The following is a 14,779-nucleotide window of genomic DNA, read 5'->3' as shown; positions in this document are numbered from 1 at the left end:
GTCGCCCCCCTTCACTCCGTCTGCTTCAGGCCTGCTTGAGCAGGTGGATCAACGCGTCGGCGGTGGCATCCGATGAGGCCGGGTTTTGCCCGGTGATCAGTAGGCCATCTACCGCTACATGGCTCTGCCAATCGTTCGTGCTGGTGTAATGGCCACCGTTGGCGATGAGCATATCTTGCACCAGGAATGGCACCACGTCGGTCAGCTGTACCGCAGCCTCTTCGCTGTTGCTAAAACCGGTGACTTTCTTGCCGCTGACCAGCGGCAGACCGTTGGCCGCTTTGACATGACGCAGCACACCCGGAGCGTGGCAGACCGCCGCCACCGGTTTGTTTTGTGCCTGGAAGTGTTCGATCAGTGCGATGGAGGTACGGTCTTCGGCCAAATCCCACAGTGGACCATGGCCGCCTGGATAGAACACGGCGTCGAAATCATCTGCCTTCACCTGGCTCAGCGGCACGGTGTTGGCCAGCGCCTGTTGCGCTGCCGGATCAGCACGGAAGCGCTCGGTAGCGGCTGTCTGTGCATCAGGGGCGTCGCTTTTGGGATCCAAAGGTGGCTGGCCACCCTTGGGCGAGGCGAGAGTCAGTTGGGTGCCAGCATCCTTAAACACGTAGTAAGGCGAGGCGAACTCTTCCAGCCAGAAGCCAGTTTTGTGTCCGGTGTTGCCCAGTTGGTCGTGTGAGGTCAGTACCAGCAGAATCTTCATGGTGTACTCCTTGGGGCGCAGGCCGTGATGATCAAAGAGAGCGGCAGCTTACGTGCGTTGGCCGCGGGCGATAATTCAAAAGCCGTGATGGTGCCTATCACGGCCAGGCATGGTCGGGCCATTAGAGCTCTGGCTTGTAGCCCAGGCGAATGCCGCCCCAATGCCGACCCTGAACCATGATGGGTACGGACAGGTCATGCATCAGCTCGCCGGTGTCACGCATGTAGGTTTGCAACAGCAGCGGCTTCTGGTGACTGCCGCAGCGGATGCCGGTGCGGTCATTGAACAGGCGCTTGCTGCGGCTTTTGAGGATATCCACCGCACGGTCGCCGCAGGGTGGATGGTTGAAGGCATTGTTGTGCGTGGGCACATAACCTTCCGGGGTGCAGGCGATGGCGAAGACCAGCCCCTCGTGCTGACTGAGCAGCGGCTCCTGAATGGCCGGCAGGGTCTGATCGGCATAACTGTCGAAACGGGTTTTGTACTTGGCCGGAAAGGTATTGGCGATGGGCTGATAGGTACGGTCAAAGAGGTCACTCTGACTGATGCGACCACGCTCCAGATCGGCCTCAAACTGCGCGGCAATCTGCACGGCGGCTTGCCGCGCCAGGTCATAGATGCGCTGGTGATAACTCGCCAGCCCGACTTCGGCGAGTTGCTCGCTGACGTACTCAGCTTCGCCGACCAAACGCTCGGCGGCCTGGCTGAGCTGCTGTGTCTGGGTGGCGCTGTCGCTGACGTCGCCGCGTAACTGACCGACGGCCACCGAGAGTTCGGCCAGGCGTTCGTGGTTGTGGCGGGTGCCGGTGTCGATCTGCCCGACCTGCTCCTCCACCTCTTCGGCCAGGCTGGCGATGCGCTGCAGTTGCTCGCCGGTTTGCTCAACCTGTTGCGCCGCGCGGGTCAACTGCTCGGCCTGCTGTTGCATGTGGCTGACCACCGCCGCACTTTGCTGACGGATGTCGCTGACAATCTGCCCGACTTCTTCGGTGGCGCTGCTGGTGCGGCCCGCCAGGTTGCGCACCTCATCGGCGACCACGGCAAAGCCACGGCCGAGGTCACCAGCACGGGCCGCTTCAATGGCCGCATTGAGCGCCAGCAGGTTGGTCTGGCTGGCGATGGCCTGAATCACCAGGGTGACTTTCTCGATCTGTTCGGTACGGCTGCTGAGGCCGTCAATCAGCTCGCGACTGGTGGCCGTTTGCGCACTGAGTTGCTGCATGGCGCTGATGGCCTCACGCAGGTCGTGCTGACCGCTGGCGCAGTTCTCGCGCACGCTCTGGGCCGCGCGCAGGGTGTGTTCGGCGCGCTGAGCGGTGTTCTGTTCGGTCTGAATAATGGCTTCAGCGGCGTGGTTGATTTGCTCGGTCGCGCCCAATTGCGATTGCAGCTTGCCGGCCACCTGATGCGCGGCATGGGCCACTTCGGCAGAAGCCAGCGCGTTATGGCAGGTGTGCCGTGACAGGTTTTGGCTGATACCAACAAACTCATCGTCGGCCTGGGTCGCCGTTGGCACCCCTTCATCCTGACGCTGCCAGGGCCCCAGCCACGGCCACAAGGCCAGCAGCAAAAAGGACGGGACGCTGACAAACCAGGGTACTTGCATCTGCTGGTATGCCACCATCAACCCGGCCAGACCCAGAGCATGCAGCGCGCAGGCCTTGGGGTAGGTAATAAACGCAGAGCGCATGACAAACCTCGTTATTTTTATTCTGGCGCGGCTAACACCAGAAACAGCCCGCGGCGCACCGCCAGACTATTTAAGCTCGTAACTCGCCCTGATGATGCGGACAATTGGCCGGGCAAGCGGCCATCGTCGTTAATTCTATAGACCATAGCGGGTGTCGCTCCTGGCGGCCAACTTCGCTTAACAGCCTGATTCGAACACCCAAGTCCAGCCAGGGCCAGGACACGTTGCTCGCACCTGAATTAACAACGGCCGCCCTGCTGCCGGATCAGTGGGCCGTTCAAAAACTGTGACGGTGGATAAACCCCTTGTCGAGCAGGTCTTTCCAGCGACCCAGGCATTGGCCGCCGGCACTGTGCCCGTACCAGTCCATCAGCGCGCCGCCATCGCCAGTGGCCAGCAAGGCGAGGGTATGACGCTGCGGCCGATAGGCTTTGAGTGGCTGGCCACGCAGGACCGCTTGCAGGTTAAACGCCAGCACCGGCCCCTGGCGCACCGCATAGACCCCACTTTTGCGCGCACCCGGCAGGCTGGCGCAGTCGCCCACAGCAAACAGGCTGGGCTGGGTGTAGCTCTGCAACGTGGGCGCCACTAAAACAAAGCCCTGCTCATCACACCCCAGACCACTGTGCGCCAGCCACGGCCACGCCGCCGCGCCGCTGGCCAACAGCAAGCGTAAACCGCGCCACACGGGTTCAGTGCCACTCAACAAGCTGTCGCCGTTGATCTGGCTTATGGGACAGTCTTCACGCACCTGCACCCGGCGTTGGCGCAGATGGCCGAGGGCGCGTAAACGCAGGCCAGGCGACAAGCCATCGAGCAGATGACCGGCACAGAACAGGGCCAGTTGCGGCACCTTGTCGGCCACGGCCAACGCCAGTTCAACCGCCGCTGCACCGCCACCGAGAATCGCCACAGGTTCAGGCTGCGCCTGCCAGCGCTGCCAACCCTGCAGAAACTCATCGAAAGGTTTGACTGCCAGCAACTGCATGGCGCTGCCCTGCTGCGCCGGCGTGCGGATGCCCGCGCCGACATTCAGCGACAGCCATTGCGCGCTGAACGTACGGCCGTCCGCCACTTGCACCAGCTGTTGCGCGGCGGACAGGCTTTCAACCGGCGCGATGATCAACTCAACCTTGGCCGCACGGCACAGCGCCAGCAACTCGACCTGACAGTCCTCCGCCCGATGCCGCCCGGCCAGCAAACCGGGCAACATGCCGGAATACCAAGCCTCCGGCCCCGGACTGAGCAAGGCAATGCGCCCCGGTGGCCGTTCGACCAAGGCCCAGCGCCGCAGCACACCCAGGTGGGCGTGGCCGGCGCCGATCAACAGCAGGTCGTAGTGAGTGCTCAATCGCGCGTATCCATCATGAAAACGGGGCCCTTATGGTACTGGATGTGCTCAGCCCCGTTAGCGTTGCAACTGCGGCGCAGCAAAATAGCTGTGCGCCGATTCCCCGGTGTTGTCGCTGTCGGCGGCAAACACCACGCCGAGGATTTTGCGCGGTGCGCTGCCAAAAGCGGCAATGGCATCGGCGCGCAGGTCGCGCGATTCGCGCTGCCACTGGCCCAGCGCTGCTTCCGGGCCGCGCAGCACAATCATCTCCACCGTCTCGGTATAGGCACTGCGTGCATGGGTGCCGGGGGCGGCGCGGTTGTCCCAGACATAACTGAGGGTCGCCGCCGGCAGGTCGGGATCGAAGAAGGTGCGCGCCAGACGCAGCTTCTGCCGCGTGGCGAAGCTCAGCGAATCCAGCGGGTAATCCAGCAGTACATAAACGCGTGCGGAGTAGTCGTCGCCTTCTCGGGTGGCAAAACGGGCCTGATCCAAGGCCTGTTCGGTGCGCCATTGCCAGCTCAGTTGCCAGGGTTGATCGCCGGGCAAATCGAGCGGATGAAGCAAACCACCCGCTGCCGCATCGGCCTTGATTTGCAGCACGGGCTGACCGTCCAGCTCTACCAGCGTGCGCGCCGAGGGTTTCAGCTTGGGGATATCCGCCAGCTTCCACGGCGTTGACCATTCGCCCGCTGGTGGCCCGGCTGTCCAGGGGCTCAGCACGTTTTCCGCCTGCGCCAACGGCGCCAGCAACAGCGTGGCCAGCAGCCCGATGCGCCTCACTTAAGCCTCCAGGCATGAAAGCGCTGGACCAGGCGCAACAGGCCCTGCGGGGCATGCGCGCGCTTCCATTCACCGGCGGCGTATTTATTCGCCTCGCTCATGGTCGGGTAGCTGTGGATGGTGCCGAGAATCTTGTTCAGCCCGAGGTTGTACTTCATGGCCAGCACGTATTCGGTGAGCAATTCGCCGGCATGTTCGCCGACGATGGTCACGCCGAGGATCTGATCCTTGCCCGGCACGGTCAGCACTTTGACAAAGCCGTGGGCGGCTTCGTCGGCAATCGCGCGGTCGAGGTCGTCGATGCCGTAGCGCGTCACTTCATAGGCAATGCCCTTGGCCTGCGCTTCTGTCTCCGAGAGGCCGACCCGGGCCACTTCCGGGTCGGTGAAGGTGCAATGCGGGATGACCCGGTAATCCACCTTGAAGCGTTTGAAACTGCCAAACAGCGCATTCACCGCTGCGTACCAGGCTTGGTGCGCCGCCACATGGGTGAATTGATAAGGCCCGGTGACATCGCCCACGGCGAAGACATTGGGCAGACGCGTGGCCAGGTACTCGTCGGTTTCCAGCGTGCCGTTGGGGCGTAGGGTCAGGCCCAGCTCTTCAACGCCATAACCGCTGACATTGGCCACCCGGCCCAGCGCCAGCAGCAGGCCATCAAAGGCGATGGTCACTTCTTCGCCGGTGTCCTGACGGCGGGCAATCATGCGCTGCTCGCCGTTGACCACTTCAAAGCGTTCCGCCCGGTGTTGCAGGCGCACGTCGACGCCATCGGCCAGCAAACTGTTGAGCACCAGCGCGCTGGCGTCTGCGTCTTCACGCGGCAATAAGCGCTCGGCCAGTTCCACCTGAATCACCTGGCTGCCCAGGCGCTGAAAGGCCTGCGCCAGCTCGCAGCCGATTGGCCCGCCGCCCAGCACCAGCAGCCAGCGCGGTTGTTCGCGCAGGCCCCAGATGGTGTCCGAGGTGTACGTGCGCACCTGATCCAGGCCCGGAATGCTCGGCACCAGCGGCCGTGCGCCAGCGGCGATAATCAGGTTGCGGCTGGTCAGGGTCTGGCCGTTGACCGCCACGCTCCAGGGCGAGAGGATTTTCGCCTGCCCCTGAATCACTTCAACGCCCAAGCCGGTGTAGCGTTCGACCGAGTCGTGCGGCTCGATGTCAGCAATCACCCGCTGCACCCGTTCCATCACCGCCGGGAAATCCACCGTGCCGTGCACACCGCTAAACCCCAGCGCCGGGGCTTTCTTCAGCTCATTGGCCAGCTTGGCCGAACGCAGCAGCGCCTTGGACGGCACGCAGCCGGTGTTCAGGCAGTCGCCGCCCATCTGGTGTTTTTCGATCAGGCTGACTTTGGCTTTTACCGCCGCCGCGATGTACGCGCTGACCAAGCCACCGGCACCCGCGCCGATCACCAACAGGTTGCGGTCGAAGGTCTTGGGTTTATCCCAACCGGCGTACACCCGCCGCGCCTGAATCAGGCCCAGCAGCTTGCGCGCGATCAGCGGGAATACGCCGAGCAGCACAAAGGCACCGAGCAGCCCTGGTGAAAGAATGCCGGCCAGCGAATCGAGCTTGCCCAGTTCACGCCCGGCGTTCACGAACACCAACGTGCCCGGCAGCATGCCCAGTTGGCTCACCCACCAGTAGGTGCGCGCTGGCAGCCGGGTCAGACCCATGGCCAGGTTGATCAAAAAGAACGGGAACACTGGCACCAGACGCAGGGCAAACAGATAAAACGCGCCTTCACGCTCAATGCCCGCATCAATACCCGCCAAGCGCTGCCCAAAGCGGCTCTGCACCCAGTCGCGCAGCAGAAAACGGCTGCTGAGCATGGCCAACGTGGCCCCCAGCGTCGAAGCGAACGACACCAGAATAAAACCTTCGAGCAGGCCGAACAGCGCACCGGCCAGCAGCGTCATCAACGCCGCACCGGGCAAGGACAATGCCGTGACCGCCACATAGGCGAGGAAGAACACCCCGGCCGCCAGCCAGGGCTGCGCCGTTACCTGGGCATTCAATGCCGCCTGCTGTGCTTTAAGCGCCTCCAGATTGAGGTACTGGCCAACGTCGAACACAAAGAAGCTGCCCAGCAAGGCGAGAATCACGCCCATCAAGGCCAATTTACGGCTATTCATCAGTCAGCGCCTCCAGAGCGCACAGGCTGTGGCACAGGCTAAAGCCGGCCAGTAGGGCATGCTGCGGCTGGTCGGCCACAGCACCCAAAATACGTGAACGGTAGGACAGTGCCGCCGGGCTGCCGGCTGGCCACTGGCGGTCGAAATCGGCGAGGAAGGCATCGTGGTCGTAGTTCAATGCAAGCGCCTCGATAAACACCCCGTCGCGCTCGGCACGGTAGAGCGCAGCCGGGTGGGGCGTACGGGCGATGCGGCTGACCAGGCCATAACGACCGCCGGCAAAGTTGCTCATGCCGGCCGCGCCGTTATTGATCAACGCGCCGTGCGTCAGGTTAAGCGCCACCGCCGCGCACGTATGGCTGGTGGCCAACACCTGAATGTTCTGCGCGGCGAACCATTGGTCCAGCTCGTGCTGACGCGCCGTCTCGCACAGCGATTCACGCGAACAACTCCAACCCGCCAGAGACTGCTCGTCGCCATGGCTGATCGCCACGCGTTGCCCCGCCACGCTGACCACCGCCGTGCAGGGCCGTGTGGCCAAACATTGCGCCATGCCGGGGATGCCGTGCACGGTGCGCTTCAACTGCTGCTGGATGGCATTGGAGCGCTCGACCACGGCCTCATCCACGCTCATCGGGTAGGCGCAACCGCAGCCCGCGCCGCTGTCATCGGCACGACCCAGTTCGGTTTCAACATTGCCACGCAGCGCCATATGGTCCGCAAGGCCCTGCTCAATCTGTTGGAAAATCGCAGCATCGGCGTCAAACCAGTGGGCATCGCCGTTGAACACCAGGCGCGCGCCCGGCTCACTGGCCACACGCTGCTGCAGGGCCGCCAAGGCCTGACGGTTGCCATACAGGCCACCGGCCACATACAGCGTGTCGCAGGCAAACAGCGGCTCAGCGGCAAAGGCCTCGCGCCGCAAACGGTAATCCAGCGGGCAATCGCGACCGGCGCGCATCAAGCTGTCCGTTGCGGGCGGCGCGACAACCAGCCCGGCAGCAGGTAGCCCAACACACAGAGGCCCAGGCCATACAGGTTGGTGCCCAGCAGCAGGGCGTACTTGCCGTCGCCGATGGCCCAGCTCTGCGGAATCCAGTTCAGGGTCAGGGCTACACCGAGGCCCAGACCGGTCCAGAAGCTCAGATGAAAACCCAGGCGGGTTGGCGTGGTCAGGCCATGCAGAACAAATACCGGGGCCAGGCCGATGACCATGGTGCCGCTGATGGTGGTGGCCTTGAGAATGTCGGTGCCGGCGATCATCGGCAGGTTACCCAGCAGGGCAAACACCACCATCACCGCCATCCCGACGCCAATGGCTTTCTGCCCGAGATCGCGGCCGGCCAGTTTTGGCAGCTCGCGGCCGACCAGTTTGGCCAGGCTGGAGAAGGTCGAGTCCAGGGTTGAGCCGGCGGCGGAGACCATCACCACGGTCATCAGCAACAGCGCGCCAATCCCCATGGTTTTCGCCAGCGCGGCCGGCACGTTGTCGGAAGCCGGCACACTCAGCAGTTGGGCATGCACGCCGATCAGGCTGAAGGCGAAAATGGCGATAAAACCGAGAATGCCGGCAATCAGGAAGGAGCGGCGCATGGACTTTTCTTCGCTGATAAAGCCGCGATCAGTCAGCACCGGGTCGTGGAAGCCATAGCTGAAGGCTTGCAAGCCGGCGACCAGCAGCAGGTCGACGCCAGCACTCAACGCCCAATGACTGGTGCTGGCCAACTCGCGGGGCGAGTGCTGCGGCAACACCATGCCCAGCACCCAGACCAGCGCAATGACGAAGATCGCCGCTTGCGCCGCGTCGGTAATGATCGAGCTGCGCAGCCCGCCGCGCAGGCTGTAGGCCAGGGTCACGGCGGTAAACAGCAGGGCGGCGGCGATAAATTTGAAGCTGCCCGAGTCACCGTAATAGCCGCCAACCACCGCGGTGTTGCTCCACACCTCGTTAAACAGGCGGATCAGGATCGCCGCCGAGAACGCCAGCGCTGCGCCATGGCCATAATGGCTGCTCAGGAAGCTCACCAGCCCGGTGGCCGCGTAACGGCGGCGCAGGCGGTAGATGACGAAACCGGTGAGCGGGATCGACAACCAGTACATGGCATACGCCAGGCCGCCGACCAGACCATAAGTGGCCCCCAGATTGGCGGCGTTGGTCACCGATTTGGCGAAGATCCAGCTGATAAAAATGCTGGAAGTGATCAACCACGGGCTGGCGCTGCGGCCCTGGTTGTCCTCGCCATTGAAGAAGCCGCCCAGGGTCACCGCGCGCGGCGACAGCGCCAACATCAGCACGCCGTAGACCACAAGAAAACCCCAGAAAAACAGCCCGGTCAGACTGGTTGGTTGCATGCTTCGATCCTTAGGAAGTGAGTGAGCCGCCGCAGCTGGAACCCTGCCCAGCCGTACAGGCGTAACAATGATCACGAGTGACGATCGGGTTGCCATTCAGACTGGCGAGCAGCAGGTCACGCAGGTGCGCGCGCTCGCGGCCGATCAGCTGGCCCTGCAACTGCAGCGGCAAATCGAGCATCTGGTTGAAGTCGCAGTCGTACAGGTAGCCCTGCCAGTCGACGCTGACCAGACTGCGGCACATCAATGGTTCGAGGTTTTCCGGCCGGTAGCTGTCGCGCAGCAACTGCATGTAGCCATTGAACTGGCCTTTGCTGACCAGGGTGCTGCCAAAACGTGCAATGGGTTGATTGGTGATGGTCAGCAGGTGGTTGAAGACGATGCCGAAATCTTCGGCCAAACGGCGTTTGTAATCGGCTTCGAGCGCCGCTTGTGGCGGCGGCAGGCTTGGACCTTGTGGGTTGAACACCAGGTTGAGGATCAGGCCACTGCCCGGCTGGCCGTAACCCAGGGCATTGAGCTGTTGCAGGCCACGGATGCTGGCATCAAACACACCATCACCGCGCTGCTTGTCGACGTTATCGCGCGAGTAACAGGGCAGCGAGGCACTGATTTCCACACCTTGGTCGGCGAGAAACTGCGCCAGGTCTGCATACCCCGGCTCGCTGAGGATGGTCAGGTTGCAGCGGTCGATCACCCGCAGGCCTTCGCGGCGCGCGTGGCTGACGATCTCGCGAAAACGTGGGTGCATCTCCGGCGCACCGCCTGTGAGGTCGAGGGTGTGTACGGGGTGGGCGTCGATCACTTGATGCAACAACGCCAGGCTTTCATCGGTCATGGCCTCGGTGCGCGTCGGCCCGGCATTGACGTGACAATGCAGGCAGCGCTGGTTGCAGCGGTAGGTCAGGTTGATCTGCAGCGCTTCCAGTTGACCGCGGCGGATCGCCGGAAAGGCCAGTTGGTCGAGCAGGGGCAGCATGGCGTGCACGGTAGGATCCCTCTAAGGGTAGGCGGACTGATTGGGCGTCGTCGGCGTCTGGTCGCCACTATAGAGAGTGCTCGACTGCTTTTGTTACACAGGTGTAAACAAGAATTACGCCTTATAAGTTGTACAACACTTGTACAGGTATTGCACAATTACAGTCCTTATCTTCTTTTACCGTCTTTGAGGGCTCGATCATGCTTGTACGCCTCACGTATGCCAGCCGTGCCAGTCACAGCGTGTCGGCGGAGCTGATCCGTGACATTCTCGACAGCTCACAGCGCAACAACCCGAGCAAAGGCCTGACCGGCATGCTCTGCTGCAACGCCGACAGCTTCCTGCAGGCGCTGGAAGGCCCACGCAGCGAGGTGAATGCGCTGTACAACCGGCTGGCCGATGACAGTCGGCACAAAGACCTGACCATCCTCGACTACGCCGAAATCAACGTGCGCCGCTACAGCACCTGGAGCATGGGCTGGGCCGGTGCCAAGCAGGCGAATCGCGAGTTGTTTCTGAAATATTCGGCCAGTGATCGTTTTGATCCTTTCAACATGAGTGCGGAGCAAATTACCGGTCTGCTGCTGGAGCTGAGTGAGACCGTCAGCGCAATCAAAACGCCAGTTCTCAGCTAGAATTCCAGAGCGTCAACTCGCCCAGGCGAGCCGTGTTCACCCTGAGCCCTGGCGCACCTCGCAGTAGATAGAGGCGCCAGGATGCTTCGTCGGTTCAACCTTCCCTTTCTGCTTGTGCTGCTCAGCGTTGTCCTGGGCAGCAATGCCGTGTATGCGTCGATACCGATGCTGACGCTGAAGGCCGAGCAGTTGACGCAGCCGGTCGCGGTGCCCGCCAGCCTGGTGCTGGAAGATCGCACGGGCAACCTGAGCGCTGGTGAAGTGCAGCAGTTGATCGAACGCGACGGCGCGCTGGTACGCGGTGTACCGCGCCTGGGGTATTCGGCGAGTGCCTGGTGGCTGGCTTTTCGCCTCGATGCGCCGGTGGCCGTGCAGCTGGAGTTGATCATCGATCGACCCTTTCTTGACGACATCGAGGTCTGGCTGTACGACCGGGATCGTCTGATCGCGCCCTTCTACAGTGGTGATCACCGGCCTTTCCTGCAGCGGGGTGAGCCAACTCCGCACTTCATGTTTAGTTTGCCTCGCCTCGGCCAGGGGCCGCATACGTTGCTGTTGCGCGTGCAAAGTGGTTCAGCAGTGAGCGTGCCCATGCAGTTGGTGGCGGCCGAGCAGAGTGCTGTGCTACTGGCTGAGCACTGGATGCGCAGTGGTCTGCTGCTGGGTGCCCTGCTCAGCCTGACGCTGTTTTTCCTGGTCAAATTCAGCACCCTGCGCGAGCCGCCGCTGGTGTGGTTCTGCCTGACAGTGGCGAGTGTGGCGCTGTACAACGCTAGTCTGCATGGTGTTATCAGTCTGCTGGGGCAGCAGTGGACCTGGTTATCGGCCCAGCTGGCCAACCTGGCCAATCCCGGCATGCTGATTTTCAGCAGCCTGTTCCTGGCCAGCGCGTTGCAGCTTGAATTAGGCCGCGTGCGCTACCTGCGCAATGTCCTGTTTGCGGCCACCTTGTTGGTGTGTGGCTGGACCATCATCAGCTATGGCCATTACCGCGCTTACCAGGCGCTGAACGTGCTGATCCTGCTGACCGGGGCGTTCCAGCTGTTGCTGCTGCTGCTCGGGTTGCGTCAGCGGCGACCTTACGCCGTCGGTTACCTGCTGTGCTGGTCTTCGGCGTTGCTGCTGATGCTGCTGGTGCCGCTGGGGCGCAGTGGGGTGATTCCGTTGCCGTCGGGCTTCGATTACATGCACGCCTACTTGCCGGTGCTGAGTATGCTGCTGTTTGGTGGCATCCTCGATAAACAGCTGGAGCAGATCCGTCGCGCTCTGCTCGAGAGCAAGGCCCAGGCGCTGGGTAATCTGCAGCAGTATCAGGCGTTGTTCAGCAGCAGTGGTGAGGGCATTTTCCGCTGTACCCGCAGCGGCACGCTGATTGAGGCCAATCCGAGTTTTCTCGCCCTGCTGGGATTGGCGCAGGTGAACGCGGATATGTCCATGCAGCAGCTGTTGGGCGCTGAACACTGGGCGGCGCAAGTTGCGCAGTTGCACGGCGAGCAGCCCGCGATCAGTCAGGAATGCCAGATGCACGGTCTGGATGGGCAGAGCCGTTGGGTGTATCTAGCGTTGCATCTGCGTTCGACCCAGGATTGCATCGAAGGCATCGTGGTTGACCTCAGCGAACGTCGCGCCCTGGAAGAGCGCCTGCAGTACCTGGCCGCGCATGATTCGCTGACCGGTTTGCTCAATCGCCGCGAACTGGAACGTCTGTTGCGCGAAAGCCTTCAGGGCGAGGATGCGCGCCGGTTCAGTCACTTGCTTAGTCTGGATCTGGATCAGTTCAAGCAGGTCAACGATCTGTGTGGCCACTCGGCGGGCGATCAGCTGCTGCGTCAGCTCTCCAGCCAGCTGCTCCATCACCTGCCGCACGCCGCCGAGTTGGCGCGCCTGGGCGGTGATGAGTTCGCCGTGTTGCTGCGCGATGCCGACAACCCGACAGCGCTGGCGCACGCAGAAGCCCTGCGCCAATGTGTTGAGCAATTTGTCTTCACCTGGAAGGGACGCCCCTTCCGCGTGCAGGCCAGCGTCGGCTTGCTGGCACTCAACCGTGCGGTGACCGACTGGGAAACCGCGCTGAACTGGGCCGACAGCGCCAGCCAACGGGCCAAGCACCTGGGCCGCAATCAGGTGCAGCAGTTCAACCCCGAAGACGGCCAACTGCTCGAACACCAACGCCAGTTGCAGTGGATCACCCGCCTGCGTGAGGCGATCGAACAAGGCCACTTCGAGCTGTTCTATCAGCCGGTGATGGCGCTGCAACAGCCGGCCAACGGGCTGCACTATGAAGTGTTGCTGCGCTACCGCGACCCGCAGACTGGCGCATGGGTCAGCCCCGGACAGTTTCTCGACGCTGCTGAACGTTATGGCTTTCTCGGTGCCATCGACCGCTGGGTGGTCACTCACCTGCTGCAGTGGCTGGCGGACAACCCCCTGCACCTGGCGCAGCTCGAGCAGGTCAACCTCAACCTGACAGCCAGCTCACTGCTCAACGTGCACTTCCACGAACTGTTGGAGCAGGAGTTGCAACGGCACAACTTGCCCGCGCACAAACTGTGCATTGAAGTCACGGAAATGGTCGCCCTGGGCGAGCTGGGCGTTTCGGCACAATGGATTACGCAACTGCGCCGCATGGGCCTGAAGGTGGCACTGGATGACTTCGGCAGCGGTTTTGCGTCCTACGCCTACCTGCGCCATTTGCCGCTGGATATTTTGAAAATCGACGGCAGTTTTATCCTGCAACTGGAGAGCGACCCGATCAATCAGGCCATGGTCGGCTCCATGCAACAGATCGCCCAGCAACTGGGCCTGCGAACCGTGGCTGAATTTGTCGAAACCCAGGCCAGCCTCGACTGCGTGCACCGCCTTGGTCTGGACTATGCTCAGGGTTACGTCATCGGCCATCCGCAACCACTGTCCAAGCTGAGCGATGGACACCTGACGGACACGCAGTTGCACCTGCCGCTTGATCCACGCTGATACGGCTCAACCTTTGTTGGAATAAGCCGAAATACAGGATACAACCGGCCGTGCCGGATGTTTTCTCCTGCCTTCCCTTGGAGTTCTGTGCACCATGTTCGACAGTAAATGGCGTTTGCGTTGTGAAAGTCTGGAGCAGGAAGTCAGCCGCCTGAATCAGGAAAAATCGGCCATGCAGCGCGAGCTGGATGAGCTGCGTAGCCTGACTCAGCAAAACCAGCAAGAACGCGATGCACTCAATGGCGTAACGCGTTACCAGCACGAACTGCACGGCAAACTGGCGCGCTTTGAAGACTCGCTGTCACAGACCCGTGACGGGGTGGTGGCGCAGGCTGACCAGCTCAGTCGCGAAGTCAGCAAACTCGAACAAAACAGCGGCATCTTCCAACAGACCTCGGCCCTGCTCGGCGGCTTTTCTGAGTCGCTCAGCAGCATGGCCGTGCAAGGTGTCAGCAGCGTACAAAGCGTTGATCTGCTGCAGCAGCGGGTCAGCGAGATCAGCCGGATTGTCGAGCTGATCAAAGCCATTTCCGACCAAACCAACCTGCTGGCGTTGAACGCTGCCATCGAAGCCGCCCGCGCGGGCGAGCAAGGCCGTGGTTTTGCCGTGGTCGCCGACGAGGTGCGCGCACTGGCGCAACGCACCAGCCAGGCCACGCAGGAAATCAGCACCTTGGTAGGCAGCATCAATCAGGAAACCGACAGCGCCAGCCGTTCCATCGGCAGCCTGTCGAGTGAAGCCACGCGGCTGTCCGGGGATGTATCGCGCTCAGCCCAGACCCTGGATGAAATGGTCGTGCTCGGCGAACACATGACCCAGCTGATTGAAGCCATTGCTCTGGGCTCGTTCTGCGAGGCGGTCAAACTCGATCACCTGCTGTTCAAGCTCACGGTGTACCAGCGCCTGTTTCTGCAAGACAGCAACACCCAACTCAGCAGCCACACCAGCTGCCGCCTGGGCCAGTGGTACCAGAGCAGCGACACCCATGCGCGTTACGCCAAACAACGCAGTTTCCAGCAGCTGGATCAGCCGCACCGCGTGGTGCACGAAAGTGGCCACGAAGCGCTGCAGGCGGCACAAGGCAGAGACTGGAGCAAAGTGCTGCGCGCCGTCACGGAAATGGAGCGGGCAAGCATGGACGTCAACGCGATCATTTCCGACCTGGCCGCCAAGGATCTCTGACCGT

At 62.3% G+C, this 14,779-nt stretch carries 11 protein-coding genes and 1 pseudogene; 4 read left to right on the top strand and 8 right to left on the bottom strand.

Features of this window, described 5'->3' with window-relative positions:
• Nucleotides 1-25: 25 nt before the first annotated feature.
• The 8 genes from DBR00_RS19955 to arsS form a co-directional block, all read right to left on the bottom strand.
• Nucleotides 26-709, bottom strand: a complete 684-nt coding sequence (locus DBR00_RS19955; RefSeq protein ID WP_108489020.1) for a type 1 glutamine amidotransferase domain-containing protein — start codon at nucleotides 707-709, stop codon at nucleotides 26-28.
• A 121-nt stretch (nucleotides 710-830) separates the two neighbouring features.
• Nucleotides 831-2,315: a methyl-accepting chemotaxis protein gene (locus tag DBR00_RS19950; protein ID WP_371920686.1), complete on the bottom strand. Its 1,485-nt coding sequence runs from the start codon at nucleotides 2,313-2,315 to the stop codon at nucleotides 831-833.
• 361 nt (nucleotides 2,316-2,676) lie between these two features.
• Nucleotides 2,677-3,750, bottom strand: coding sequence for an FAD-dependent oxidoreductase (locus tag DBR00_RS19945; RefSeq protein ID WP_108489019.1), 1,074 nt, complete (start codon nucleotides 3,748-3,750; stop codon nucleotides 2,677-2,679).
• Between the two features lie 57 nt (nucleotides 3,751-3,807).
• Nucleotides 3,808-4,515, bottom strand: coding sequence for a DUF3047 domain-containing protein (locus tag DBR00_RS19940; RefSeq protein WP_108489018.1), 708 nt, complete (start codon nucleotides 4,513-4,515; stop codon nucleotides 3,808-3,810).
• Nucleotides 4,512-6,653: an FAD-dependent oxidoreductase gene (locus DBR00_RS19935; protein ID WP_108489017.1), complete on the bottom strand. Its 2,142-nt coding sequence runs from the start codon at nucleotides 6,651-6,653 to the stop codon at nucleotides 4,512-4,514. Before DBR00_RS19935 ends, DBR00_RS19940 begins: the two co-directional genes overlap by 4 nt.
• Nucleotides 6,646-7,614, bottom strand: a complete 969-nt coding sequence (locus DBR00_RS19930; protein WP_218276651.1) for a hypothetical protein — start codon at nucleotides 7,612-7,614, stop codon at nucleotides 6,646-6,648. Before DBR00_RS19930 ends, DBR00_RS19935 begins: the two co-directional genes overlap by 8 nt.
• The gene (locus DBR00_RS19925) at nucleotides 7,614-9,005 is read right to left on the bottom strand and encodes a sodium:solute symporter (RefSeq protein WP_108489015.1); all 1,392 of its coding nucleotides are present in this window, start codon (nucleotides 9,003-9,005) and stop codon (nucleotides 7,614-7,616) included. The genes DBR00_RS19930 and DBR00_RS19925 overlap by 1 nt, the downstream gene beginning before the upstream one ends.
• Before the next feature lie 10 nt (nucleotides 9,006-9,015).
• Entirely contained in the window at nucleotides 9,016-9,984 is a 969-nt protein-coding gene (gene arsS / locus DBR00_RS19920) for an arsenosugar biosynthesis radical SAM (seleno)protein ArsS (RefSeq protein WP_218276657.1), read from the bottom strand.
• 200 nt (nucleotides 9,985-10,184) lie between these two features.
• On the opposite strand from arsS, the gene DBR00_RS19915 reads away from it, so the two are divergent.
• From DBR00_RS19915 to DBR00_RS21545, 4 genes and pseudogenes are all read left to right on the top strand, one after another.
• A complete protein-coding gene (locus tag DBR00_RS19915) occupies nucleotides 10,185-10,619 on the top strand; it encodes a BLUF domain-containing protein (protein WP_108489013.1) in 435 nt (144 codons plus the stop codon).
• An 81-nt stretch (nucleotides 10,620-10,700) separates the two neighbouring features.
• Nucleotides 10,701-13,592, top strand: coding sequence for an EAL domain-containing protein (locus DBR00_RS19910; protein ID WP_108489012.1), 2,892 nt, complete (start codon nucleotides 10,701-10,703; stop codon nucleotides 13,590-13,592).
• 511 nt (nucleotides 13,593-14,103) lie between these two features.
• Nucleotides 14,104-14,376, top strand: a pseudogene (locus DBR00_RS21550) (methyl-accepting chemotaxis protein); the annotation flags it as partial.
• A gap of 6 nt (nucleotides 14,377-14,382) precedes the next feature.
• A complete protein-coding gene (locus DBR00_RS21545; RefSeq protein ID WP_371920685.1) occupies nucleotides 14,383-14,775 on the top strand; it encodes a CZB domain-containing protein in 393 nt (130 codons plus the stop codon).
• The last annotated feature ends 4 nt before the right edge of the window (nucleotides 14,776-14,779 follow it).

The organism is Pseudomonas sp. HMWF032, assembly GCF_003060885.1.
GTDB lineage: Bacteria > Pseudomonadota > Gammaproteobacteria > Pseudomonadales > Pseudomonadaceae > Aquipseudomonas.
This window is presented reverse-complemented; position numbering and strand designations above follow the sequence as displayed.